This window comes from Leptolyngbya subtilissima AS-A7, from assembly GCF_039962255.1.
In the GTDB taxonomy this organism is placed as follows: domain Bacteria; phylum Cyanobacteriota; class Cyanobacteriia; order Phormidesmidales; family Phormidesmidaceae; genus Nodosilinea.
Window position 1 is genome coordinate 437,097 of record NZ_JAMPKY010000004.1, and the last position, 25,551, is coordinate 462,647.

Sequence of the window (25,551 nt, forward strand, 5' to 3'; positions counted from 1 at the left end):
ATCGCTACTTCAAGCACTCAAAACTCAAAACTGAGAACTTAAAACTTTTCCCTCACCTCCTACTACCGAGGTCCACCATGCTCCACTACCTCCCCATCTCCCTGACCCTCCTCATCCTTCTCACCTTCCTCATCCCCCCCCTACGTCGCACCCTCATCTCCACCCCTTTTGGCAAAACAGCGATCAAACGCCTGCCCAGAATCTCTGATACCGAACGGGCTGCGATCGAGGCGGGCCAGGTTTGGGTCGAGGGTGAATTCTTCTCTGGAAAGCTCGATTGGTATCGGCTGCTCAACGAGCCTTACCCCGAGGTGCCGCCCGACGTGCAGGCTTTTCTCGATGGGCCGGTGGAGCAGGTTTGCCAGATGGCCACCGACTGGGAGATTTATCAGCGCAAAGACCTACCCCCAGCGGTGTGGAAGTTTCTCAAGCACGAAAAATTCTTCGGCATGATGATTCCCCAAGAGTTTGGCGGTCTGGGTTTCTCAAATTTGGCCTACAGCGCCGTCATGGTGAAGCTGGCCTCGCGTTCCTTTACCCACGTGGCCACTGTGGGAGTGACCAACTCCCTCGGCCCAGCCAAGCTGCTGCTGCGCTACGGCACCCCTGAGCAAAAGGCCCGCTACCTGCCGCGCTTGGCAATTGGTGAAGAAATTCCCTGCTTCGCCCTGACTGAGCCGCTGGCTGGGTCGGATGCGGCCAGCCTTACCTCGCGCGGCGAAGTATTTAAAGGAGACGACGGCCAGCTGTATCTGCGGTTGAACTGGAAGAAGCGGTATATCACCCTGGGGGCGATCGCAACGCTGATCGGCCTCGCCTTTCGCCTCTATGACCCCGACAACCTGCTGGGCCTGGGGCATGACGTGGGCATCACCTGCGTCCTGGTGCCGAGGGAAACCCCTGGCGTGGTCATCGATTATCGCCACGACCCCATGGGCGTCCCCTTCTTTAACTCCCCGGTTGAGGGCCACGACGTAGTGCTGCCCATCGACCAGATCATCGGCGGCGTGACCCAAGCGGGCCAGGGATGGAAGATGCTGATGCAGACCCTGGCGGCGGGGCGGGGTGTTAGCTTCCCTGCTACCTGCACCGGGGTGGCCAAGCTGGTATCGCGGGTGGCCAGTGCCCACAGCGTAGTGCGCCAGCAGTTTGGCTTGCCCATCGGTCGCTTCGAGGGGGTCGAAGAACCTCTCGCCCGCATTGCCGGGTTGACCTATGCAGTCGATGCCGCTCGTCTCTACACCTGCGGAGCAGTGGATAGCGGGGCGCAGCCGGCGGTGGTGAGCGCGATCGCAAAGTACCAAAGCACAGAGCTAGCCCGTGCGATCGTTAACGACGGCATGGATATCCTCGGCGGTTCCGGCATCTGCCGAGGGCCGCGCAACCTGTTGGCTAACGTTTATACCGCCATCCCCATCGCCGTCACCGTCGAGGGGGCCAACATTCTTACCCGCACCCTGATGATCTTTGGCCAGGGCGTCATCCGCTGCCACTCCTACCTCTACGCCGAGATTCAAGCCCTGTATGACGCGGACTGGGTCGCCTTTGACCGACTGCTGTGGGGTCACGTTGGCGCATCTATTCGCAACGTCGGTCGCTCCATCGGGCTGGGTCTCACCCAGGGGCGACTGGCCCAAGCCCCTGTCAGCGGCCCTACCGCCCCCTACTACCGCAAACTCTCCTGGGCCTCAGCCACCTTTGCCGTGCTCACAGATATCGCTCTCATCCGCTACGGCGGCAGCCTCAAGCGCCACGAAAACCTCACTGGCCGCTATGCCGATGCACTCTCCTGGTTATATCTGACCAGCGCTGTGCTGCGCCGGTTTGAGGCTGAAGGGCGACCCGACGCCGACCTGGCAACAGTGCAATGGGCTGCCCAATACGGCCTAGTTCAAATTCAAACCGCCTTTGAAGGCATTGTTAGCAACCTGTCTCTCCCCGTAGTTGGGCCGCCGTTGAAACCGTTGATGGGGCTGGGCCTGCGGCTAAATCCCCTAGCGACTTTGCCCACCGATGCCCTGGGTCACCAGGTCGCCAAGGATCTGCAAACGACTGGGGAAATGCGCGATCGCCTCACCGCAGGCATTTACCTGCCCACCGACCCTACCGATGCCCTGGGCCGCCTGGAGCAAGCCCATGCCCTCAGCCAGCAGGCCGACGCTATTCACCATCGCCTCAAAGACGCCGTCCGCAACGGGCAGCTATCCATCGATAGTCCCAATCAAACAGAATCCCTAGAAACCCTGGCCCATCGGGCGGGTCTGCTCACCCAGCTCGAATGGGATCTGCTGACGGCAGCGACCGAGGCCCGCAAAGATGCTATCCAGGTCGATGCCTTCACCTTTGAGGAATACGAGGCCGGCAGCACAGTAGATCTGGCTAACGCCCCTCAGCCGTTGCTATCTGATCGAGGATAAGCAATCTCATATCAAGACTCATAAAAGTTATACCTGGACTCCCTTAGACTCAAGAGAGTCCAAATATAAGACTGAGAGTCGGCTGGTGTCTTAGCGCCCATCAGCCGACTCTTATCTATAGCCCCGACAGCCGCACCTTGTAGGGAATTTCTTCGACTGGCACATCTTCAACATCCCAATCGTCGTAGCGCAGCTGAAGCCGCTTTTCTCCGGCGTATCCTACCAGCTTGCCCCCGTAGTGTTTGGCCTCAGTGCCCAGGCTCTGGATGCGCACCATACCGTTGAACACTGTCGCGCGGGCCAAGTAAATCACCAAGTCATCCCGAGAAGGGCGATTCACCGTTGTGCTGGCAGTCAAATGGCCCAGGCCGCGCTCATCCATTTCTTGCCCTAGGGCCAGCGCCGTGTTGCGAATGCCGCGAATCGCCACGATCGCCGCCGCCACCGCCATGGTGATATCAACCCCTTCATCGGTCAAAATTTCCTGGGTAGATAGAAACTGAAAATTGCGTTCGCCCAAATCGTTGCGAATGCGGCGGTGAATCAAATTCTCTGACTGATAGTTGGTCAGGGCACCAACGATCGCACCACAGGCTGCCCGAGGTTCTCGCCAGGGAGACTCACGGGTTTTGCCATAGACCTGCTTGCCATCTTCTTGAATGCGCCCTACGTGGGTTTTGAGATCGATCGCCACCAGAGAAATTGACTGCGGGTTGCCCTCATAAACTCGCCGCTTAAGCTTCTCATCCAGCTCGTGGGCAACCGTTACATGGGCTAGGGTAGCCCCATTGTCGGTGCCGCCCCCGGCGGGGAAAAACGCCTCCAGCTTGAGTTCGCCAATCTCCGACAGGGTCGCAAACCGGGAAGCCACCACATCGCGGTAACGCTTCGTCGCTTCACCCTGATGGATGCGATCGCCGCAGTTGGTGTAGGCCAGCGTTGTCACCGCGCTGGGTAAATTCATGTCGGCTCCGCAGGCCTGAATGTCCGTCGGGCTAGCCCCGGCAAATTGCAGCTCGTCGCGTAGCAGTTGCAGCCCCTTGATCAGCGCGTAGCGATCGCTGACGATCTCGTTGAGATAGTTGTGGTAGGCATTGCGCTCCATGCCGAAGCTGGCGGAAAGCTGCCAAAATCGCTCAATTCGCGCCTGGCTTGGGGCAGCGTCAAAGGGCAAAGTCATGGAAAGTAGACCCTTTTGGATGAGATAGCTGGTTTGAACTCATGCCATAGTAAGCGGTCTAGCTCAAAAATCATCCTTTGAGTGCCCCTAAACCGAGGCGGAACTTCTTTGCATCTTAACCGTCTTGTATCAAGTCCATTAAGTATCTAAATGAGACTAAGTAAAGGGCAGACTGGTCTCATCGTGAGACTTTGGCCTTCGGGGTTATTTGCGATGCGATCGCACCTTCCTACCCCAACACTTTGTAGGTTGGGCACCTTGCCTACCCTTGAACAGTCGAGACGGCTATCCTGCGTTATTTAATCCTTAATCCCTAACTCTCGTTACCAAAAGTTTTCGTCAGCAAAGGTTTCGGTAGTTAACAACAGCGTACGCAAAGCCGATATCGTCCTATATTTTCAGTATTTTGTTGTTCTAAATACATTACTAAGCCCTCACCGAGATAAAAGTATGCTTAAAACCTCTGTGCTTCCTGCCCTAGCCGCCAGTGCGCTGTTGATCACCTTAGCTGCTTGTCAGCCTACAGCCACTACCCCAGACACCAGTGGAAACACCACCACTGAAACTCCCGTCGCAGAGGCACCAGACAGCGATGCCGTTGTTGGCGATCGCGCCGACTACATCGAAGTGCCCCTGCCTGGGGGGGCCGTTGGGGAAGATCCCACCGAAGTTGCCCTGGCCGCCTTTGGCAGCACTGAGCCGGGGGAAGGCAACTTTGAAGAAGAGGTTGAACTAGTAGACCAAACCGAAGACCAGGCCCTAGTGATTCTCACTCAAACTGGCCTCGCTGACGACTCCGTCAACGGCACGCGCTATCGCCTGGAGTTTGTGCCCGAGGGCGACCAGTGGCGGCTCGATTGGGCCGGCAGCCAAGTGCGTTGCCAACTCGACCGGGGTTCTCAAGAGTGGTCCACCGATTTGTGCAAGTAAGCCAGCCCTAATGCTGTCAACCCCTTTCTTGGGCTTACCTCCTGGCCCAGTTAACCAGTCTGGGTTGGTAAGCCTGGCTAACATCCGTTCAGATAGAGCACCAGGTGTCTATAGGAGGTCTACGCTTCAGAAGCTATGAAACTATCTGGATCTTCTGCCTGTCCGTTGCTCTCAAAACCGCCTGCCTCTACGTGGCGCAGAATGGATTGCACGATCGGGAGCGCAATGCTAACCCCAAAAAGAGCATTAAAACCAGCGATCACAGCGGGCGCTGATAAAACGACCGCAATTTCTGGAAAAAGCGCGATCACAGTAATTAAAATTAGAAAGAAAATTGGGGTAGCAATGCCTGCACTAACAGCCGCTGCCACGATTTTGTCTCGAAATTCCTCTGCTGTAATGTCTCCACGGTGCAGATCTAGCGTATAGGCCACGGCTGTGACTACAGCCTGGGTTAATACGGCGGTGCCGGTAGCGGCTAGCCCCAGTTTGCCAATGGTCAACGAATTTTTGAGCACCGAGTCTACAGCGTTATAGAGCCGAATGTAGATCTGCTCTTGCCCCGTCATCATGTCGGCACCACGTCGCAGGTTATGCGTACCGACTTCCCAAACGATATTCTCAGCGCCGTTGCTGCCGCCTCGGGCATGGGGTCGAATGTGGCTGCCGTGCTTGTCGGAGAGAAACACCCGAATGTCGCGCTCGCTCGCCCCTAACTTAGAGGTACCCGGAATTTTATTAAATAGCGCCATAACATCGACTTCAGACCGGGGCGTGTCGCCAAGTCGTACGCCCGCTGTTTGCACTCGCCGCGCCAGCTTGGGCATTTCTGCGGCTAGCTCCTGAGCGGTGCGCGGCAGATCCTGCAATGCTTGAGCGATCGCAGCGCCGGAGGTTGCCGCACCAGCCAGGGTAGTTTGCACAGAGCTAACAGCAATTTTGGCTTCCGCAGCCGCAGTCTCAATGTGAGTGCCAAGCTGATGTGCGGCCTCAGCCGCTGTGTCAGAGAGAGCTTTGGCAGGGTTGAAAAAATTCATTAGGATTTAGCACTATCTCTCATCAGACGTAAGCGTACCCTTCACGCCCTAGGAAAATCTGCAATTGGCAGCGCTTCATAGAGCCTCGACCGTCTGGTCAAGACTTTGTTTGGGTGCTTCACCAAATCGTCAGGCGGCGAATGCAACTTTGGAAATTGTGCTGAAGTCGGCATAGCCATCATCGTTAACGAAGATTATTCTCCGTTAAGACTGTTGAAGACTGTTGAAGAAGGCAATCCCCAAGGCTCGATTGGCTTGAGGATTGATGAGATCAGCCCTTCGGATACCGTTCTATGACCTCCATTCAGCGCATTGGCATTCTCACCAGCGGCGGCGACTGCCCTGGCCTCAACGCCGTCATTCGAGCGGTGGTTAAATGCGCCAACCGGCGCGGGTGGGATGTCATTGGCATACCCTACAGCACCGACGGGTTTATGCAGGTGGCCGACGGTCAGTACGACCCAGAACACTTACTGCTCACCGACCACGGTTACGATATCCCTGGCATTTTGCAGGGGCTTGACGTGCTGCAATTTCTCAGCGGCACCATCCTGGGCTCGCTCAACAAAAGCCGCTTTGATGGGCCTGACCAGATCAGCAAAATTTTGGCGGGCTACGAAAAACTCAACCTCGACGCCCTGATTGCCATCGGCGGCGACGGCAGCCTCGATATCATCTATGACCTGGCCCAGCGCGGCGGCTGGAACCTGATTGGCATTCCCAAAACCATCGACAACGACGTACCGTTTACCGAAAAATCTATCGGTTTCAACACGGCGGTGCAGACGGTGAACAGCGCCCTCTACGACCTCACCTTTACCGCCGCCAGCCACGATCGCGTCATGGTAGTCGAGGTTATGGGTCGCGATGCGGGGCATTTGGCGCTCCACGGCGGCATTGCGGGCGGAGCCGACGTCATTCTCATTCCCGAACTGGTGCCTGACCTCAGCCCCCTGGTGGTCACTCAGATCTGCCAGCACATCGCCGATCTGCGCCAGCGGGGCCGCAAGTTTGCTCTGGTGGTGGTGGCCGAGGGCGTTCACGGCGAAGACGGCAAACCCAAGCACCTAATTGGCGAATCTTTGGCTACGGCGATCGCCGATCGTAGCCGCACCCTTTGCCAAACTGGCGATACCGCCTACTGCGACATGGACCGGGTTGAAACTCGTGCCATGGTGCTGGGCCACATTCAGCGCAGCGGCATCCCCACCGCCAGCGATCGCCTGCTGGCCTCGGCCTTTGGCCGCAAAGCCGTTGATCTGATCGCTGAAGGTCGCTACAACCGGCTAGTGGTTTGGGAAGCGGGCCGCGTCCGCTCCAAAGACCTGAGCGACGTGATTGCCACCGTGCGCGAGTGCCATCTACGCGGCACCTGCCCTAGCCCGGTAGAAACCGACAGCACCATGGTGAAAGTGGCCAGGTCGCTGGGCATCTACGTAGGTGATCCCGATACACTGCCCGACCCGAAAGCGGTGATGACAGAGATTCACGAGGTCTCTGCAATGGCCTAATCGACCCACCCGTAGGGAAAAATGCCATTTGCCCAGTCCTAACCCGATTGGCTACAGCAACAAATGCTGCATTGGGGCGCAAGCCTTGCGCCCCTACGGTTGCCGTTAGCCAGTCGATCAGTACACCAAGGTCGGATACTCCGCCACATCAAACTCAAAGCAGTGCCGCCCTTCGGGGTGCTGCCATCGCCCTGCATCAGGGTTTGACTCCTGAGGGCTGAGGCGGTGGGTGCTGCTGTCGGTGTCGAAGGTGGCGCAGAGGTTAAAGTCGCGATCGCCTAGCCGCTCATATTCATAGGGCTGGTTAGTCAGCGGGTCGTTGCGTAGTTCGAGCGCATCTAGGGTAGCGGGCAGCTCAAAGCTGTCGTCATCGGCCAGATATTGCTCGTGGAGGCGCTGGGCGATCGATGCCACATCCTGCAACCGCTGGCGATCGGCGGCGATTTCGCGCTGCCGTCCTGGTGTACCTAGCACCCAGAAGCCAGCAACGATCGCTAGCCCCACCGCCGCCGTGGCCACCGCTGCAAACGCCCGATCAAAAGTCCGATTGTCAAACGTCTTATTCATGGGCCAAATTTAGAACCTTAGGGGCAGGCTTGCGCCGAATCCAATCGAAGTAGTACCACAGCACCCCGCCGTCGAGCACCAGCACCACCAGCACCTTGAGCAAAAAGCGCGGCGTCAGCTCGCCCCGCAAAAACGAGGTCAAAAAGGCAATCACTGCGCCAATGGCAATGATGGTGGCGATCAGCAAGGTTAGATAGGTAAGCACCTTACGCACCTCCGAGAAATGCTTTTCGCGGTGGGCCGCCAAGTCGCGGTTGATCTGCCGCATCAGCCCTAGGTACACCGGGTAGGCCACTAGCAACCGCGCTAGGGCAAAGGCCACCTGCCAGGAGGGGTCGCCGTAATAGTTGTTCAAACTGTCGGGAATCAAGTGGTTGATGAAGATAAAGGCCATCTCACCGAGCGCTTGAATCCAGATGCCCAGGGTGACAAAGGCCAATAAATAGAAGAAGGCATCGCGCGCTAGCTCGCCCGAGCCGCCGCGCGGTGTGGGCAGTGGGCGACCCACCAACCCTTCGTACACTTCAAAAAAGGCGCGCTCTACCTCTCGCGAGGGCCAGCCGTAGTCGCGCAGCAGTCTGCTGATGAATTCGTCGGAGGAGCCGCGATCGCGCGCCAGCAAAATAAACTGCACTAGCTCGCTGCGACTGTCGGGGGTAGGAGGAAGATCTGTACTCATGGGCCTACGGTAATCCGCCATAGATATTCTAAAAAGAATGAGTGATCCACCTGTTTAACTGTCCTTTAAAACCCGAATCGGAGGCAGGCTCAATTTGCCATTGCCCTCTTGTAGGGGCATTGCAGTGCAATGCCCCACGCCGATCGCTGCAATAAACAGCAAACTTGCACCAGCACGGTTTCATCAGGGCATCCTCAAGGCACTGGCCGTCAACCCTGCTGATGAAGTACAACCCCGACAAACATCACCGTCGTTCCCTGCGCCTCAAGGAGTACGACTACTCATCCGCAGGGGCGTATTTCATCACGATCTGCACCTTTCAACGCCATTGCCTATTTGGACAGGTAGTCAATGGTGAAACGCAAATCAGTGAATTTGGTTCTATCGCAACAGAATGCTGGCAAGCGATTCCAGAGCATTTTCCACATATTGAACTTGACGGCTACATTGTGATGCCTAATCATGTCCATGGAATTTTGGTTGCCGAAGATCCCCGTAAGGGCTTTGCACTGCCATGCCCCTACGCCTCCGTATTTGGCAAGATGTCTTCCGGTTCAATTCCAACAGTTGTTCGTTCCTACAAATCTGCCACGACCAAACACATCAACACCCTGCGTGATGCAGCAGGCACACCGGTTTGGCAGCGCAACTATTACGACCACATTATTCGGAACGGGCGATCGCTCCAGCACATGCGTCACTACATCACAAACAATCCTGTATCCTGGGCCGACGACCAACTGCATCCATGCAACCCATCAAAATGGTGATGGCTACCTCAGTGGAGAGGGATGAAATTTTGGTTGCTGAAGACACCTGTAGGGGCATTGCACTGCAATGCTCCTACGCAAATCCTGGCAATACACTACAAACCCCTATACCTCGGCATTTAGCAGATGGCTTCGCCCTGCCGAATTGGAAATAGCTACATCCCCAAATTTGCCGCTAAAAACGCCCATTTATCCGACACTTCTTCGATCACCTTCGCCGTTGGTTTACCCGCCCCGTGCCCCGCCTTCGTCTCAATGCGAATGAGAACAGGAGCCTCTCCCTGATGAGCCGCTTGCAGTGCCGCCGCAAACTTAAAGCTGTGGGCCGGCACCACCCGATCGTCGTGGTCAGCAGTAGAAATCAGCGTCGCCGGGTAGGCCGTCCCCGGCTCCAGATTGTGCAGCGGCGAATAGCCGTAGAGCACCCTAAACTCCTCCTCATTCTGGGGCGAACCATAGTCCGACTCCCAGGCCCAGCCAATGGTGAACTGGTTAAACCGCAGCATATCCATCACCCCCACCGCTGGCAGCGCCGCCGCAAACAGATCGGGCCGCTGGGTCATGCAGGCCCCCACCAGCAGTCCCCCGTTGCTGCCACCCGCGATCGCCAGCTTTTCCGCCGACGTATAGCCCTCAGCGATCAACCACTCCGCTGCCGCAATAAAGTCATCAAACACGTTCTGCTTATTCAGCTTCGTGCCCGCTAAGTGCCACTCTTCGCCATACTCGCCGCCGCCGCGCAGGTTCGGCATCGCATAGACGCCGCCCATCTCCATCCACACCAGGTTGCTCACCGAAAACGACGGCGTCAGCGAAATGCTAAAGCCCCCATAGCCATAGAGCAGCGTTGGGTTCTGCCCATTCAGCTCAATCCCTTTCTTGTGGGTGATAAACATCGGCACCCGCGTACCGTCTTTGCTGGTATAAAACACCTGGGTCGTGGTGTAGGCACTCGGGTCAAAATCCACCTCGGGCTGGCGATAGAGGCTGCTCTCCCCCGTCACCATGTCATAGCGGTAAATCGTGGGCGGCACCGTAAAGCTGGTAAAGCTGTAGAAGGTTTCGGTATCTTCCCGCTTACCGTCAAAGCCTCCCGCCGACCCAATTCCCGGCAGCTCCACCTCCCGCACCAGTTCTCCGGTCAGCGAGAAGATGCGAATCGTGGTGTAGGCATCCTTCAAATAATCCGCCACAAACTGGTGATTGAGAATGCCGACGCCCTCTAAGGTGTCGTCGTTTTCGGGAATGATCTCTTGCCAGTGCGATCGCTCCGGCTGGGCAATATCGATCGCAATCAGCCGCCCCTTCGGCGCATCTAAATCGGTGCGAAACCAAAATAGCGTGCCGTCGTTATCCACAAAGCTGTAGCTGGCCTCAAACTCTGAGATCAGCTCTACCACAGGGCTTTCTGGGTCGTTCAGGTCTTTGTAAAACACCAGGTTGTTGGGGTCAGTCCCCTTCCACACCGAGATGATCAAATAGCGCCCGTCTTCGGTGACGCCACCGCCAAAGCCCCACTCTTTTTGATCGGGGCGCTCATACACCAGCACATCCTCGCTTTGGGGCGTGCCCAGGCGATGGTAGTAGAGCTTCTGGTAATAGTTAACTGCCTCTAGCTTGCTTGCCTCGTCCGGCTCATCGTAGCGACTGTAGAAAAAGCCCTGGTAGTCGTGACTCCACGATGCGCCCGAAAACTTCACCCACTTCAGCAAGTCGTCGGTGTCTGCGCCAGTCTCAATATCGCGCACGCGCCACTCAACCCAGTCTGACCCCGCGCTCGACAAACCATAGGCCATGTATGCCCCATTCTCACTCACCTCCATGCCGCTAAGCGACACCGTGCCATCCTCCGACAGCGTGTTGGGGTCGAGCAGCATGCGGGGCTCGGCCTCTAGGCTAGGCAGGGTGTAGAGAACGCTCTGGTTTTGCAGGCCGTCGTTTTTAAAGTAAAAATATCGCCCACCCCGCTTGAAAGGAGTGCTGTAGCGCTCATAGTTCCAGATTTGGGTGAGGCGATCGTTAATTTCCCCACGCCTCGACAGCGTTTGTAGATAGCTATCAGTAACCGCATTCTGGGCCTCAATCCACTCCTGGCTGGCAGGAGATTGCGGATCTTCGAGCCAGCGGTAGGGATCAGGTACCGCCACACCATGATAGGTATCGACCTGGTCGTGCTGGGGGCTAGGGGGGTAAGTGAGGAAGTTAGCAATCATAGGAGCTTGAGATAGACCAAGGGCTAGTAGTAACCCTAACAAGAACCGTAGAGAATCGCGCACGTAATCATGCCCTTCGTTAATTCAGGAATCCACGCCTAGGGCGGGCTATTTGCCTAGTTTTCTATAGCAGTGTTCGAATAGCTGCTAAAAACTTCTAAATTTATGGTCACAAGGCTTTGGAACCTATACATATTCTCTATTGACGAATGGCGGAAACTGAGCGGCACTGGGGGCATTGCAGCGCTACACTAGCCACCGGGCGATTTTAGGAAACCGAGCCATGGGCGACAACGGCAACGACGACACAGCAGCCAGGGTGCAGACGCTTAGGTCGCAGCTGCAAGCCGCCAGCTACGCCTACTACGTACTCGACGCCCCCGACCTGCCCGACGAGGTCTACGATCGCCTCTACCGCGAGCTGCAAGACCTCGAAGCCGCCCACCCCGTGCTGGTCACCCCTGATAGCCCCACCCAGCGCGTTGGCGAACGACCCTCCACCCAGTTCACCTCGGTTCGCCACAACATCCCCCTCTACAGCCTGGAGAATGCCTTTGACCTGGTCGAATTTCGCGCCTGGGAAGACCGCTGGCGCCGGCAGGCCCCCGACGTTGGAGCGGTAGAGTACGTCGCTGAACTGAAAATCGACGGCAACGCGATCGCCCTTACCTACGAAAATGGTCTGCTGGTGCGAGGTGCTACCCGAGGTGACGGCACCGCAGGTGAAGATATTACCCCCAACGTACGCACTATCCGCTCGGTGCCCCTGCGGCTGGCCATCGAGAACCCCCCAACCGTGGTTGAAGTGCGCGGCGAAGCCTTCCTACCGCTGGACGTGTTTGAGCAGATCAACCGCGATCGCACCGCCAAAGGCGAAGCCCTCTTCGCCAATCCCCGCAACGCCGCCGCTGGCACCCTACGCCAGCTCGACTCCCGCATTGTCGCGGCCCGCAAGCTCGACTTCTTTGCCTACACCGTTCACTGGGGAGAAGCCATGGATGAGACGGTGAGTGGAAGAGCTGACGACGATCAGCTGGCCCAAATCGAGGCCACGAGCCATGCCCCGACTCAGGCCCTCACCCACCCTCCCACGACCCAGTGGCAGGCCCTCGAATTTCTCAAGTCCCTCGGCTTTCGCGTCAACCCCAACCGCCAGCTCTGCCAATCTGCTGACGACGTGCAGGCCTACTACGATGATTGGGCTACCCGGCGTCTTCAGCTCTCTTACCTCACCGATGGCGTGGTGGTCAAGCTCAACGACTTTGCCTTGCAACAGCAGCTAGGCTTTACCCAGAAGTTTCCTCGCTGGGCGGTAGCGCTTAAATATCCCGCTGAAGAGGTGCCCACCATCCTCGAATCCGTCAGCTTTCAGGTGGGCCGCACCGGGGCAGTGACCCCCGTGGCCGAGCTGCGCCCGGTGCAGCTGGCGGGCACCACCGTCGCCCGCGCCACTCTGCACAACGCCGATCGCCTCGCCGAACTCGACATTCACCAGGGCGACACCGTGGTTGTGCGCAAAGCCGGAGAGATCATCCCCGAAGTGGTGCGAGTGCTGGCCGAGCTGCGAGCAGCGGGGGCGATCGCAATCGCCATGCCCACCCACTGCCCCCAGTGCAGTAGCGCCCTGGTCAAACCCGACGACGGGGCCGTTACGCGCTGCATCAATATCTCCTGCCCCGCGATCGTGCAGGGGGCAATCATCCACTGGACCCGGCGCGACGCCCTCGACATTGAGGGCCTGGGCGAAAAGTGGGTAAAACAGCTGGTGGAGCAGGGCCTGGTCCGATCCGTTGCCGATCTCTACAGCCTGACAGAAGAGGATCTAGCACCTCTCGATCGCATGGGCAAGCGACTGGCCGAAAAGCTGCTGGGGGCGATCGCCGCCTCCAAAGCCCGCCCCTGGGCCTCAGTGCTCTACGCCCTGGGCATTCGCCATGTGGGTGCCGTCAACGCCAAAACCCTGGCCCAGCATTTTTCCAGTGCCGCCGCTCTTGCCGCCGCTAGCCCTGAGGCGATCGCCTCCGTCCACAGCATCGGCCCCGAAATCGCTCAGGCCGTCTATGAATGGTTCCAGGTGCCTGCCAACCAAACCTTAATCGATCGCCTGCAACAGGCTGGTCTGCAACTTGCCTCCGCAGAATCCGCCGCCGCCCCAGCCGCTGGCCCCCTAGAAGGCAAAACCTTCGTGCTCACCGGTACCCTGCCCACCCTTACCCGCCAGCAGGCCACCGACATCATCGAAGCCGCCGGCGGCAAGGTCACCAGCAGCGTCAGCAAAGCCACCGACTATCTAGTGGCGGGTGAAAAAGCCGGCTCAAAACTCGTCAAAGCGGAAAGTCTGGGCGTTGCCATTCTCACCGAAGCAGACCTGTTAGCGCTGGGGAAAGAATAGTACTCGCCAAGCTAGTTGTGATTAGCCCTGGGAACCTAGAACTCAGGATCTCAGGCTTAAGACAAACCGTGAACCATACACCTTAAACCCCAAACCACTACCAACCCATCACTACTGACTCGACAATCTACTCAAATTAGTAATCTAATTTTCGCCTCTAGGGCGGGGCAGCGTTAGCATAGAAAAATCCATCCCTCCCTATAGAAAATTGGCTACCTAATAGGGTCGATAATAGTATCTGAGTGATACAAAATGAAGTAATCCCCTGATTTGCGGCCCTAGGGCTTGAGCCGAGAATATCGGTGATGCCAGGCCACAGAGCTGTTGTTAACCAAATATCCGTACTTATGCTCTTGGCCTGGCCAAATTATCGGGTTACGTCTAGAACCATCTGAAGCTGAAATCGTCTTAAGTACTGCTGCGGAATACTGTTTGGAGTACCGCTCAATGGTTGGACAACTGGGTCCGGACCCGATAGCTAACAAGCTATCGTTGCTCCCTTACGTCTTTTTGTCGGCATCTAGTGCTGAGGGAGAATCGATCGATGAGGTCGTGCTCGATGCCCTATGCGCCATTCGCCTCTACCTCGATATGGAGGTGGCGTTTATTGCTGAATTTTCGGGTGGTAGACGCCGATTTCGCTATGTCGATTCATCTTTAGAGCATCCACCGATCGCCGTGGGTGACTCAAACCCGCTCGAAGAGAGCTATTGCCAACGCGTTGTCGATGGTCGGCTGCCAGAGCTGATTCAAGATGCCTCAGCAATCCCGGCGGCGCTAGAACTACCGGTCACTATGGACCTGCCGGTGGGAGCCCACCTCAGCGTGCCCATCCGCTTGGGGAACGGGCAGCTCTACGGAACCTTCTGCTGCTTTAGCACTCGGCCCGACTTTACCCTGGGCAATCGCGACTTGTCTATCATGCGCGTGTTTGCCAATTTTGCTTCCCGCCAAATTGGCCGAGAGCTAGCCACCCAGCGCCAGTACCGAGAGATGCGCCAGCGCATTGTCTCAGTGCTAGAGTCTGAATCGTTTACCATCGTCTACCAGCCGATTGTTCACTTAGGAGACAACAAGATCATCGGCTTCGAGGCTCTGACCCGGTTTTGGTCTAGGCCCATTCGCAGCCCTGATGTGTGGTTTAACGAGGCGGCTGAAGTGGGTCTGAGCGAAGAGCTGGAGATGGCAGCGATCGCCAAGGCTCTCACGGGCTTCGACCAACTCCCCGACGATATCTATTTGTCTCTCAACGTCTCGCCCGACAACATCTTGAATGGCGCTATCCATCGAGCCCTCCACAATGCGCCGCTCGATCGCATTGTGCTGGAGGTCACTGAGCATGTGCCCATCCCCGACTATTCCCAGTTCGGCCAAGCCCTAGCACCCCTGCGCGATCGCGGCATTCGCCTCGCCGTCGACGATGCTGGCTCGGGCTACGCGAGTTTCCTGCACATTCTCAAGCTCAAGCCAGAAATCATCAAGCTCGACATCGGACTCATTCGCGATATTGATACCGACCTTAACCGCCGCGCCTTGACCGCTGCGCTAGTCGGGTTTGCCCAAGAAAGTGGCAGCCAACTCGTCGCCGAAGGGGTAGAGACAGCCCCAGAGTGCACTGCCCTAAAGCAGCTTTGCGTCAACAAAGCGCAGGGATATTTGCTCGGGCATCCCCTCCCGATTGGCGAAACCGCAGCGCTGTTTCAGGGCCAGGGCTAAGCAGTTTTGAAATTGATCTCCACTCCTCAAAGTCCCCCAGAATTGGGGGATTTAGGGGGCCGACAGCTCTGGGCAAGCCCCCAGAAACCCTTGTAACCCGCTATAGTTTGGCTTCCTAGCCCCTCAATTCTGAAGAGGACCGGGATTCTGCAACTTGAGCAATACGATCGAGAACAACGGCCAGATTGTCCGCGACCTCTGCATTTGAGAATCGCAAAACGCAATAACCGAAATCTTGAAGATGCTCTGTCCGCGCTTTGTCGTAGGCTTCTTGCTGGTTATGAACGCTACCATCAACTTCAATAACCAATTTGCAGGATGGGCAGTAAAAGTCAACAATGAATCGTCCCACAGGATGCTGACATCGGAACCTGAGTCCGTTCAACTGCCGTCCTCGCAATGCTTTCCACAGTCTTGTCTCAGCAGGGGTAAGGTTTTGCCTTAACTCTCGGGCAGCCTGCTCAATTGACCGAGTAGTACCACGAATCCTTGGAGAGTCCTTGGCCATTGATGGACAGTGATAGAATTTCCTCTATCAAGATTGCCCAGTGCCACTCAAAGTCCCCCAGAATTGGGGGATTTAGGGGGCAAGATAGCTCTTAGCAGACCGCTAAGTCTCTTCTGTAACCTGCCAAAGTTTTGCCCCCCTGCCCCCCAAAATTGGGGGGTTCTGACAGACCCTATCGATCTCACCCGCCGAGACAGCGTGTATTCTAGAGTGTCAGTCTGACCCGAGACACCCGCCCGTAACCCAGGCAGTTAACCCCCGGCAGTTACCCAAGGAGACAACGTATGTGTGGCATTGTGGGATACATTGGCACCCGGCCCGCCGCCGACATCCTCATGGATGGCCTGCGTAAACTTGAATATCGCGGCTACGACTCCGCTGGGCTCGCCACCGTGCTCGAAGGCGAGCTGCACTGCGTGCGCGCTAAGGGCAAGCTACAAAACCTGCAAGACAAGCTCGACGGCGAAGAGAACCCCGCTCGCCTGGGCATTGGCCACACCCGCTGGGCCACCCACGGCAAGCCTGAAGAATACAACGCCCACCCCCACCGCGACGGCAGCGGGCGATTGGCCGTAGTGCAAAATGGCATCGTTGAAAACTACCGCGAGCTGCGCGACACCCTCAAGGCCTTGGGCCACGAGTTTTCCTCCGACACCGACACTGAGGTGGTGCCCCACCTGATCGAGTCACACCTGAGCCAGCTCAACCCCGACGATACCCAGGGCCGCTCCATCCTACTAGAAGCCACCCGCCGTGCCTGTCAGCAGCTGCACGGGGCCTTTGCTCTGGCGATTGTCTCAGCCGACTATCCCGATGAGCTGGTGGTGGTGCGCCAGCAAGCCCCCCTGGTAATTGGCTTTGGCCAGGGCGAATTTTTCTGCGCTAGCGACACTCCGGCGATCGTGCCCCACACCCGCGCCGTGCTGCCGATGGAGAATGGCGAGCTAGCTAGCCTGACACCCCTAGGGGTAGAGGTGTATAACTTTGCGGGCGATCGCCAGCGCAAGCACCCCATTACCCTGAACTGGAACCCCATCATGGTGGAGAAGCAGGGGTTCAAGCACTTCATGCTCAAGGAGATCTACGAGCAGCCTGGCGTGGTGCGCACCGCCCTCGAAACCTACATCAACAGTGCTTGGACGGCGGATAGCGCCAATACTCCCCTGTCGCCCATTAGCCTCGGCCTGCCCGACGACTTGCTCAGCGGCCTAGAGCACCTGCAAATTGTGGCCTGCGGCACCAGTTGGCACGCCGCCCTAGTAGGCAAATACCTGATTGAAGAGCTGGCCAACCTGCCGGTGATGGTGCAATATGCCTCAGAGTTTCGCTACTCACCGACGCCGCTGATTCCCAACACCCTAACCATCGGCGTCACCCAGTCGGGCGAAACTGCCGATACCCTGGCCGCCCTGGAAATGGAGCAAGACCGCCGCGCTGCCCACCCCGACCCCCGTTTTGCCCCCCGCATGTTGGGCATCACCAACCGGCCCGAAAGCTCGCTATCGCGGCTGATACCCCACGTTATCGACACCCACGCGGGCATTGAGATTGGCGTCGCTGCCACCAAGACCTTCACTGCCCAGGTGATGGCCTTTTATTTCTTGGCGATCGATCTGGCCTACCGCCGCCAGACTTTGACGAGCGATCGCATCGAGGCCATTCTCAACGGGCTGCACCAGCTGCCCGCCTTCATTGAGCAGGTGCTCGAAAGCCAGGAGCGCTATATCGAAGAGCTGGCCCACGAGTTTAACGAAACCCAGGACTTTATCTTTTTGGGCCGGGGCATCAACTTCCCCATCGCCCTCGAAGGGGCGCTGAAGCTCAAGGAAATCAGCTACATTCACGCCGAGGGCTACCCAGCAGGCGAAATGAAGCACGGCCCGATCGCCCTGCTCGATGCCAAGGTGCCGGTGGTGGCGATCGCCATGCCCGGCAGCGTCTACGACAAGGTGCTCTCCAACGCTCAAGAGGCCAAGGCCCGCGACGCCCAACTGATTGGCGTGGTGCCCATGAATGACACCGACGCCCAGGAAACCTTCGATCGCCTGCTGCCGGTGCCGGTGGTGGATGAGCTGCTGTCGCCGATTGTGGCGGTGATACCGCTGCAACTGCTGGCCTACCATATCGCGGCCCGGCGCGGGCTGGACGTTGACCAGCCTCGTAATTTGGCCAAGAGCGTGACAGTAGAATAGGGGGTTTGCTCAGATATGGCAGGCGACTGGTCTTAGTCGCCTGCTAGCGCACCAGGGGGCTGTCTCGGTGAGTCGCTGGCTTCCTGGACAGTTGGCGGAAGTAAAGGAAATTTCATTGACCAATGAATTTCGAGACCGCTGGGCTATCTTAGAGAAGCCTAGGCTATATCTATGAAAGCCTTAAGTAAGCTTAGCGCTAGATGCCCCCTCTAGCTAAATGATGCTGAAAGACCTGTCATACTACGCCAAAAAGTTTGCGAAGCTGAACGTCAACAAACATCGAGAGCGAGGGGCTGCTCCTCATAAGCCTGTGCTCTTGATTTCAGTAATTGAATTGATTGAGCAGGGCAAGATTCGACTGAATCAGGTGCCACTGTCGCCAGAGCTAATTTCGACATTTCTGAAGTATTGGCGCAGTCTAGTAAGAACTGACCATCAATCAGATATTTCACTACCATTTGTGCATTTAACGGGGGATGAGTTTTGGCACCTAACGTTTTACCCTGATAGTGAAACGGCAACCCCGACGGGGTTGGGCCGCAAGGGCGTTACGGCTGTTAGACGGATTGTGCAGTATGCGTGGCTAGACCCAGAGCTATTTTCCATCTTGCAAGACCCAGGGCAGCGGGTGACTTTGCTGCGGGTGCTAATTGATAGCTGGTTCTCAGGGCGATCGAATGAGATTGAGCAGCTGTCACTCATCGATGAGTTTGAGTTGGTGAAAACCCAGCTCTTGCGAGAAGGCGGAGCGACTTACAACGTCGAAGACCTTAAAGATGAGGAAAACATTGTTGTCAGAAATGGGGCGTTTCGCAAAATTGTGGTGTCGCTATATGACCAGCGCTGTGCGTTTTGCAGGTTAAGGATTATTAGCGCGGATGGACAAGACATTGTGGATGGTGCCCACATTAAGCCGTTTGCTGAGTTTAGGGATGATCGCTTTGTGAACGGGCTAGCGCTCTGCAAGAACCATCACTGGGCGTTTGACCACGGCTGGTTTGGGGTGGATGACGACTACCGAATTGTGATTCCGCAGGAGCGGTTTATGGAGGAGCCAGCGGTGGAGAGTCGAGAGATGGTAGCGTTTGGGGGAGAGACGATTGGGCTGCCGGAGGAGCGAGAGTTTAGGCCGAGTTTGGAGGGGTTGAAGTGGCATAGAGAGAAGTGGCGTATCATGTAGAGAAGAATTTTAAATTGAGTTTTTATTTCCAGTATATTGAGTTTTGACATGACAGAAACACATCAGGCTGCTTTTCAAGCAAGAACAGATTTAGCTAGGTATGGCGACAATGCCTTACTACTATTTACATTGCAACTTCGATTTGATATTCAAGATATTGAATCTATAGCTAATGATTCGCTGACAGATGGATACGAAGACAAGAAATGTGATCTCGTTTACGTGGACAGAGAGAATGAGATAGCCGTTATTGCTCAAGGCTACTATTCTACAAGTGATAATACTAATCGTGATGCGCCTGCTAATAAAGCATCTGATCTAAACACTGCAGTGGCATGGCTTTTCTGAACTCCTGTCGAAGGTTTACCAGCTCGCATACAATCTGCTGCCTCTGAACTAAGAGATGCACTAGAAAAAAACGAAATACGAATCATTGAATTTTGGTATTCTCATAACTTACGTGAATCAAGAAATGTTCAAAACGAATTAGACGCTGTTTGTCGCAATGCCCAAAATACGATTAGGCAAGCATTTCCTAACAGACATAATATAACCATAATTGGCAGAGAGCTTGGCTATAGTTCTACAGAAGGGCTTTATCAAAGCTTGACTACACCGATCTTGGTTACTGAAGACCTTAAAGTTAAAGTCGAAAATGGCTTTGAAGAGTTCACAGAAAACTGGCGCTCTTTTATTACTACAATACCGGCAAATTGGCTTTACGAAAATTTTCAAACATATCAATCCAGGTTGTTCTCTGCTAATATCCGTGGCTATCTAGGAAGTCGTAACATAGATGCGAACATTAATAATGGAATAAAGAAAACAGTCTTGGAAGATCCAGGAAACTTTTGCGTCTTCAATAATGGGATAACAGCTATTACGAACCAGTTCACTTATGATGAAGAGGCCGGGGAGCTATCTTTGTCAGGGATTTCAATTGTTAACGGTGCTCAAACCACAGGTTCCATAGGCAATTTGGGGTCATCCCCTTCGTCTGGAGCAAAAATTCAAGCTCGATTTATAGTTTGTTCCTCAACTCAAATAATTGAATCGATTATACGTTTTAACAATAGTCAAAATAAAGTTGAAGCTCCTGACTTTCGAAGTAACGATAAAATTCAAACTAGGCTGGTTGATGAATTTAGTAGCATTCCTGACGCTGAATACTCAGGAGGGCGGCGAGGAGGTGCTGAGGATGTCATTAGGCGTAGACAAAATCTTCTGCCATCTAGCACTGTAGGGCAATCGCTCACAGCATTCCACGGAGATCCGCAAAATGCTTACAATAGAAAATCGGATATATGGAAATCGAATTCTTTATACTCAAAAGTCTTTCACGATAGAACAACAGCGAAACATATTATTTTTGTATATTCCCTGCACAAAGCGCTTGATTCATTCAAAAGGAATTTGATTCAAAAGTCTCGGCAAAATGGGTTAACCGAAGCTGAAGTTGATCAAATGAGCTTCTTTCAACATAGAGGCGCAAGTATGTTGGCAACTACAGCTATTGCACAATGCCTGGAAATTGTTTTGGAGCAACAGATTACAGACTTATTTAGTTTATCGTTTGGAAATATTAGTACAGAAGATGCGGTTAAGGTTTGGGAGGAAATACTAGAGCCGATGATTGCCTTGATTGATGCTTTGAGTCCTGCTGTTGAAAATGGTTTAAAGGGGCAAGACTTCACGGCTGATACTATCAAAACATTTAGGTCTTTAGTAAATGCGACTAAAAGTGCAAATAGACCAATTTACAACAATTTCAAAGCAAAAGTAGTTATACATTAGAAATAGTGGGCACTGCCCACCACCCAATACATTCACTGACAAAGGGCACAGTGCTGCCACTTTCAACCAAAAACTAGCCGGTTCTTGTAGACTGCAAAATCTTTGGGCATCAGAATGTCGACGGCTTCAAATTTGCTGAGCGTCAGCAGATCTTTATCACCCGTGATGATACAAGCGGCATTGCCAACGATCGCAGGGATGCATCCCAATACATAGCCAAGCCGCCTTAGATTCAATCGTTAAACCAACTGCGTTAAGCACCGAAATCAGCATACTTAGAGTTGGGAATTATTCCCTATCCAAATTCAGCGCTTGCTTCAAATCGATTGCCTCATTCAGGTTGGCCTCAGCACCTTGCCTCGCTTCAACAACATCCCTAAGCGCCAGCATAAACGCTGCTGTGTCGCCATCTCGCAACGTTTCCTCTAAAGACGCCTTCAAATAAAGTGCTGCATAATCTAGGTCAGCTAGCTGACCTAGTAAATCGGCCTGATAATCCCTCACTGGCATATTTCAACCATCTCCTGAGTGCAAACAGGTCTCAAACATCCTTTACCTCTTCGCCGAGGTAGCGCTCTACAAAAGTCTTGGCCGCTACAGGATGCAGCGTTTTTAAGGCTCTGACGATGTCTACAATCGTTTCGCCCGATGGGTCGCTCTTCTCATTCGCCCATCGGTACACACTGTTGCGTTCAATATCGAGAGCCGCCGCAAGGCTATATTGGCTCACCTCAAACTCCTCAAGCACTTGCCTGAGCACCTGTCCTGCTTTTCCCATGCCTTCATGGTGTCAGACCAGTACAAGCGAGTAAACAACTGATCTGTTGACGGCAACTGACTTGTTGACTATGATGCTAGTCATCGTTTCTGTTGACACACTATGCAAAACCACCCTTCGACAGGCTTAGGGCAAGACCCCTCTTCCGCCGCCCGCTACAGTGCCCGCATCAGCACTCCCGACCCTTCTCTAGGCCCAGAGTCAGTCGACCCTGGCCAAGTTCACCTTGAACTCACCCTCAAGCTTCACAGCTACCCAAACCCAGACCGTGAGCCAGTTAAAATACTCGTTATCGGCAGCAAGCGATCGGTTAGCTCTATCGTCGTCGCCCTTCACCAGCTCGGCTTTGCCGAAATCTTCGAGTGGACAGACTTTCTCAGCGCACCTAATGCTGATAAGCCGCTTCAGTTCCAGCCTGGCGAAGTTATGAAAGCACTGGTGAAATTCTTGCCCCGAGAAGAGTAGCGGGCAGAAATTAGGCTTGGCTGTCCCGATCAAGTAGCCAAGCCGACCACACAAAAACACTATAAACACGTTCGCCTTAGAGTCTCTGCCTCAGCACTCAGCCGTTGACCGCAACCGCTATCGCCCACTCCCCAGCCGCTAACGCTTATACCTCAAGGCTTAAAACATAAACCAACCAGATTAATGCCTTCTCTACAACAGCTCATGAGTTCTGCTTAAGCGTAAAGCAGTTCGACCTAACAAATAATGAGTTCTCTGTAGCAGTTAGTGAGTTCTGCCCAAGCGTAAAGTAGTTCGGCCTAGCAGTTAATGAGATCTCAGTAAGGCTTAGTCAGTACCCTACCCGCATTAATGTTTAGACATTAGAACCTGTAGCCCAAACAGGTAAAACTATTTTTTCTTTCTCAAGACATTAAGCGTAAGACTACAGAACTCCTTTTACTCCACTTAAAGAGTTTTTACCCCCTGCATAAAGCTTCCATATCCCTTCACCTCCCCTGGATGCTTCTGAAACGCAGGCGTCAACTCTGAACCCAAGCTGATCACCCAGTCAGCCCCTCCAACCCTCTAACTCAAACTCCCAAGGAGGGAGTACCACCATGGCACGAGCCAAACGCACATCTACCTCTCTACAAAAAGCAGAACGTCGCGCCTCCGCAATGGGTTCCATCGCCCGCAACCTCGACCTGGGCAACGGTATGACCCTCGCCTCATTCTGGGCCGACATTGAAGCCATGCGCGATCGCCAGAACAAGTACAACGAGATGCTTTCCACTGTCGATCAGCTCTACAACGAAATGATCGACGCCGAAAAAGCCCTAGCCGAAAAGTCCGAAAGAATGCTGAATGCCGTCGCCGTAGTCTATGGCCGCAAAAGTTCTGAGTATGAAATGGCTGGCGGCAAGCGGCGGCCCGAGCGGCGACGGTCTAGCCAGACTGCTCCCGTTCAGCAGTCAGTTGCTTAGACACTTAACCCAAAACCAAGTCAGTTTGAGGGGCGATCGCATGACAGTGTGCGATCGCTGATATCAAAGGCGCAGAAGATGCCGCTGCCAGTACACTCATCAAACTGTCCGCTTTTGTGAGTGAATTCTTTTTCATCGGGAATGCAAGCGCCCTTCGCCTTGACTTCAGCCGCATCCCCTCTGGGCCTGGGCAAACTGCCGAGCCAGCGAGCGGGGTTTAGTTAGCCACGATTAGCCTTTGATGAGGCGACCGCGCGATCGCATCCTCGACCTAGCCGACCACGCCGACTAATTTCTCAATAGCCGCAGCCCGCTCAGCGTCACGATTACCGTCGATCCTTCGTGCCCCAGCACGCCCAGGGGCAGCGTCAGATTGCCCGCAAAATTCGAAATCAGCAGAATCACGACAAATCCAAGGGCAAACACTATGTTTTGCTTGACCACATTCTGAGCCCGACGACCCAGCCAAATCGCGTGCTCTAGGTGCTCCAAGCGATCGGCCATCAGCACAACGTCTGCGGTTTCAAGTGCCGCGTCGCTGCCTGCGGTTCCCATCGCAATGCCCACCGATGCTTGTGCCAAGGCGGGCGCATCGTTGATGCCATCACCGACCATTGCCACCGTCTGATACTGTTTCTGCAAGCGCCGAATCACGTCTACCTTGTCTTCGGGCAGCAGCTCGGCATGGAACTGATCTACCCCGGTCTGCTGAGCAATGCTTTGAGCCGTTCGGGCATTGTCCCCTGTCAGCATGACAATCTGCTCAACCCCCAGCCGCTTGAGTTGGGCGATCGCCCGCGCTGCAGTCGGGCGCACGGTGTCGGCAACGGCGATAATGCCCAACACCTCACCGCCATGGGCCACCCACACCACCGTGTTGCCCTCAGCCTCCCACTGCTGACTGTGCTGAACCAGGGTTGGGGGAAGACTCTCGGCCTGGGATTGGACAAAGACCGCTTTGCCGACCACCGCTGTTTTGCGATCAATTTCTCCGGTAATCCCTTGCCCAGTCTGAGCTTGGCCATTAACCGCCTCCGTCCAGCTCAGGTTTTGCTGGCGGGCGGCCTGCACGATCGCTTCACCAATGGGGTGCTCAGACAGGCTTTCCAAGGCAGCGGCAACTTGAAGTAATGGCTGCGTAGATGGCTCAACGGCCCGCATGCCGACCACCTCAATCTTGCCCGTGGTCAGCGTGCCGGTTTTGTCGAATGCGATCGCTCTCACCCGCCCCATGCGCTCCAGATGCGCTCCATTCTTAAACAAAATCCCGCGCCGCGCGCCGTTGGCAATGCCCGACAGCAGCGCGGGCATAATCGAGGCCATCAGCGCACAGGGCGACGCCACGACCAAAAAAATCAAGGCCCGGTAAATGGTTTGCTCCCAGCTCCAGCCGAGTAAAAAGGGCGGCAGCACGCCCAGCAAAATTCCGGCCATCACAATGACCTTGGCATAGCCCCGCTCAAAGCGCTCGATAAACTGCTGGGAAGGTGGGGCCTCGGTTTGGGCCTGCTGCACCAGGCGAATGACTCGCTGAATCAAGCTGCTTTCGGGCGGCTGGTGAATTCTCAGCCGCAGGGCGCCGCTGCCGTTGATGGTGCCCGCAAAGACCTGATCGCCGATAGTCTTTTCTACCGGAATGGATTCTCCGGTAATTGGTGCCTGGTTTAGGGTGCTAACCCCTTCAATCACCAACCCATCGGTCGGCACCAGCTCTCCCGGCTTGACCAACACCTGCTCGCCAACGGCGATCGCTGAAATTGGCACAGTCTCTTCTCGCTCCCCTCGGATTACCCGTACCGTATCGGCGGTCAGGCTCATCAGCCCGCGAATACTGCGCTCTGTTCGCTGCATGGCGTACCCTTCCAGCGCCCCACTGATGGCGAAAATCAGGATCAAAACCGCGCCATCCACAATCAGGAAATACTCTCGCCGCCACAGGCCCAAACTGGCCGCCCCCAGGGCCGCCACGATCATCAGCAGGTCTACATCTAGCTCTTTCTCCTTGAATAGGGTGGTCAACCCTTCCCGCGCACTCTCAAACCCGCCAATCACGTAGGCCGCCGTCAAAATCAACATGGCCGCTCCAACCCAGCCCAGATGGAGCGATTGCCAGCCTAGGAGGACGAGAGCCGCACAGGCGAAGGCGGCGATCGCATCCGGGTGATCTTTAACCAGGCTAGAAAGCCGGGGCGTAGATGGGTTGGCAGAAACCATGCTGAGACCGTGAAGTAGAGACTTCCTCACCCTAGACATTGAC

At 55.3% G+C, this 25,551-nt stretch carries 22 protein-coding genes; 12 read left to right on the forward strand and 10 right to left on the reverse strand.

Annotated features, from left to right (window positions below; translation table 11 throughout):
• The first annotated feature begins 77 nt into the window (after positions 1 to 77).
• The gene (locus NC979_RS11635; RefSeq protein ID WP_190520795.1) at positions 78 to 2,417 is read left to right on the forward strand and encodes an acyl-CoA dehydrogenase; all 2,340 of its coding nucleotides are present in this window, start codon (positions 78 to 80) and stop codon (positions 2,415 to 2,417) included.
• 115 nt (positions 2,418 to 2,532) lie between these two features.
• Here NC979_RS11635 and NC979_RS11640 read toward each other — a convergent pair whose 3' ends face one another.
• Positions 2,533 to 3,597 (reverse strand): hypothetical protein, encoded by a 1,065-nt coding sequence (locus tag NC979_RS11640; RefSeq protein WP_190520797.1) that lies wholly within the window; start codon positions 3,595 to 3,597, stop codon positions 2,533 to 2,535.
• 450 nt (positions 3,598 to 4,047) lie between these two features.
• Between NC979_RS11640 and NC979_RS11645 the strand changes: the two genes are divergently transcribed.
• Entirely contained in the window at positions 4,048 to 4,527 is a 480-nt protein-coding gene (locus tag NC979_RS11645; RefSeq protein WP_190520799.1) for a hypothetical protein, read from the forward strand.
• Positions 4,528 to 4,646: 119 nt separating this feature from the next.
• Here NC979_RS11645 and NC979_RS11650 read toward each other — a convergent pair whose 3' ends face one another.
• Positions 4,647 to 5,564, reverse strand: coding sequence for an HNH endonuclease (locus NC979_RS11650; protein ID WP_190520801.1), 918 nt, complete (start codon positions 5,562 to 5,564; stop codon positions 4,647 to 4,649).
• 293 nt (positions 5,565 to 5,857) lie between these two features.
• Between NC979_RS11650 and NC979_RS11655 the strand changes: the two genes are divergently transcribed.
• On the forward strand, positions 5,858 to 7,075 hold the full coding sequence (locus tag NC979_RS11655; protein ID WP_190520803.1) for an ATP-dependent 6-phosphofructokinase: 1,218 nt from the start codon (positions 5,858 to 5,860) through the stop codon (positions 7,073 to 7,075).
• Positions 7,076 to 7,192: 117 nt separating this feature from the next.
• Here NC979_RS11655 and NC979_RS11660 read toward each other — a convergent pair whose 3' ends face one another.
• Entirely contained in the window at positions 7,193 to 7,642 is a 450-nt protein-coding gene (locus NC979_RS11660) for a hypothetical protein (RefSeq protein ID WP_190520805.1), read from the reverse strand.
• A complete protein-coding gene (locus tag NC979_RS11665) occupies positions 7,635 to 8,321 on the reverse strand; it encodes a DUF5671 domain-containing protein (protein ID WP_190520807.1) in 687 nt (228 codons plus the stop codon). Before NC979_RS11665 ends, NC979_RS11660 begins: the two co-directional genes overlap by 8 nt.
• Positions 8,322 to 8,542: 221 nt before the next feature.
• On the opposite strand from NC979_RS11665, the gene NC979_RS11670 reads away from it, so the two are divergent.
• On the forward strand, positions 8,543 to 9,091 hold the full coding sequence (locus tag NC979_RS11670; protein ID WP_190520809.1) for a transposase: 549 nt from the start codon (positions 8,543 to 8,545) through the stop codon (positions 9,089 to 9,091).
• A 155-nt stretch (positions 9,092 to 9,246) separates the two neighbouring features.
• Here the strand turns inward: NC979_RS11670 and NC979_RS11675 are convergent, their stop codons facing one another.
• On the reverse strand, positions 9,247 to 11,304 hold the full coding sequence (locus NC979_RS11675) for a prolyl oligopeptidase family serine peptidase (protein WP_190520811.1): 2,058 nt from the start codon (positions 11,302 to 11,304) through the stop codon (positions 9,247 to 9,249).
• A 238-nt stretch (positions 11,305 to 11,542) separates the two neighbouring features.
• Between NC979_RS11675 and ligA the strand changes: the two genes are divergently transcribed.
• Together ligA and NC979_RS11685 are read left to right on the forward strand one after the other, a co-directional pair.
• Positions 11,543 to 13,696, forward strand: coding sequence for an NAD-dependent DNA ligase LigA (gene ligA / locus NC979_RS11680; RefSeq protein WP_431191056.1), 2,154 nt, complete (start codon positions 11,543 to 11,545; stop codon positions 13,694 to 13,696).
• A 510-nt stretch (positions 13,697 to 14,206) separates the two neighbouring features.
• Positions 14,207 to 15,412, forward strand: coding sequence for a sensor domain-containing phosphodiesterase (locus tag NC979_RS11685; protein ID WP_199308907.1), 1,206 nt, complete (start codon positions 14,207 to 14,209; stop codon positions 15,410 to 15,412).
• A gap of 115 nt (positions 15,413 to 15,527) precedes the next feature.
• Here NC979_RS11685 and NC979_RS11690 read toward each other — a convergent pair whose 3' ends face one another.
• Positions 15,528 to 15,920 (reverse strand): endonuclease domain-containing protein, encoded by a 393-nt coding sequence (locus tag NC979_RS11690; protein ID WP_190520815.1) that lies wholly within the window; start codon positions 15,918 to 15,920, stop codon positions 15,528 to 15,530.
• Between the two features lie 284 nt (positions 15,921 to 16,204).
• On the opposite strand from NC979_RS11690, the gene glmS reads away from it, so the two are divergent.
• From glmS to NC979_RS11710, 4 genes are all read left to right on the forward strand, one after another.
• Positions 16,205 to 18,112 carry a glutamine--fructose-6-phosphate transaminase (isomerizing) gene (gene glmS, locus NC979_RS11695; protein WP_190520817.1) on the forward strand — a complete coding sequence of 636 codons (1,908 nt, stop codon included), beginning with the start codon at positions 16,205 to 16,207 and terminating at the stop codon, positions 18,110 to 18,112.
• Positions 18,113 to 18,332: 220 nt separating this feature from the next.
• Positions 18,333 to 19,292 carry an HNH endonuclease gene (locus NC979_RS11700; RefSeq protein ID WP_190520948.1) on the forward strand — a complete coding sequence of 320 codons (960 nt, stop codon included), beginning with the start codon at positions 18,333 to 18,335 and terminating at the stop codon, positions 19,290 to 19,292.
• A gap of 48 nt (positions 19,293 to 19,340) precedes the next feature.
• Positions 19,341 to 19,640 (forward strand): hypothetical protein, encoded by a 300-nt coding sequence (locus NC979_RS11705; RefSeq protein ID WP_190520819.1) that lies wholly within the window; start codon positions 19,341 to 19,343, stop codon positions 19,638 to 19,640.
• A 273-nt stretch (positions 19,641 to 19,913) separates the two neighbouring features.
• Positions 19,914 to 21,086, forward strand: a complete 1,173-nt coding sequence (locus NC979_RS11710) for an AIPR family protein (protein WP_190520820.1) — start codon at positions 19,914 to 19,916, stop codon at positions 21,084 to 21,086.
• 288 nt (positions 21,087 to 21,374) lie between these two features.
• Here the strand turns inward: NC979_RS11710 and NC979_RS11715 are convergent, their stop codons facing one another.
• On the reverse strand, positions 21,375 to 21,596 hold the full coding sequence (locus NC979_RS11715; RefSeq protein WP_190520822.1) for a hypothetical protein: 222 nt from the start codon (positions 21,594 to 21,596) through the stop codon (positions 21,375 to 21,377).
• Between the two features lie 31 nt (positions 21,597 to 21,627).
• Positions 21,628 to 21,864: a helix-turn-helix domain-containing protein gene (locus tag NC979_RS11720; RefSeq protein WP_190520825.1), complete on the reverse strand. Its 237-nt coding sequence runs from the start codon at positions 21,862 to 21,864 to the stop codon at positions 21,628 to 21,630.
• A gap of 102 nt (positions 21,865 to 21,966) precedes the next feature.
• Between NC979_RS11720 and NC979_RS11725 the strand changes: the two genes are divergently transcribed.
• Positions 21,967 to 22,329: a hypothetical protein gene (locus tag NC979_RS11725; RefSeq protein WP_190520826.1), complete on the forward strand. Its 363-nt coding sequence runs from the start codon at positions 21,967 to 21,969 to the stop codon at positions 22,327 to 22,329.
• Between the two features lie 599 nt (positions 22,330 to 22,928).
• Positions 22,929 to 23,294: a hypothetical protein gene (locus tag NC979_RS11730; RefSeq protein ID WP_190520829.1), complete on the forward strand. Its 366-nt coding sequence runs from the start codon at positions 22,929 to 22,931 to the stop codon at positions 23,292 to 23,294.
• A 20-nt stretch (positions 23,295 to 23,314) separates the two neighbouring features.
• On the opposite strand, the gene NC979_RS11735 is transcribed toward NC979_RS11730, so the two are convergent.
• Positions 23,315 to 23,488, reverse strand: coding sequence for a hypothetical protein (locus NC979_RS11735; RefSeq protein ID WP_190520831.1), 174 nt, complete (start codon positions 23,486 to 23,488; stop codon positions 23,315 to 23,317).
• 94 nt (positions 23,489 to 23,582) lie between these two features.
• Positions 23,583 to 25,508 (reverse strand): heavy metal translocating P-type ATPase, encoded by a 1,926-nt coding sequence (locus NC979_RS11740; RefSeq protein WP_190520833.1) that lies wholly within the window; start codon positions 25,506 to 25,508, stop codon positions 23,583 to 23,585.
• Positions 25,509 to 25,551: the final 43 nt, after the last annotated feature.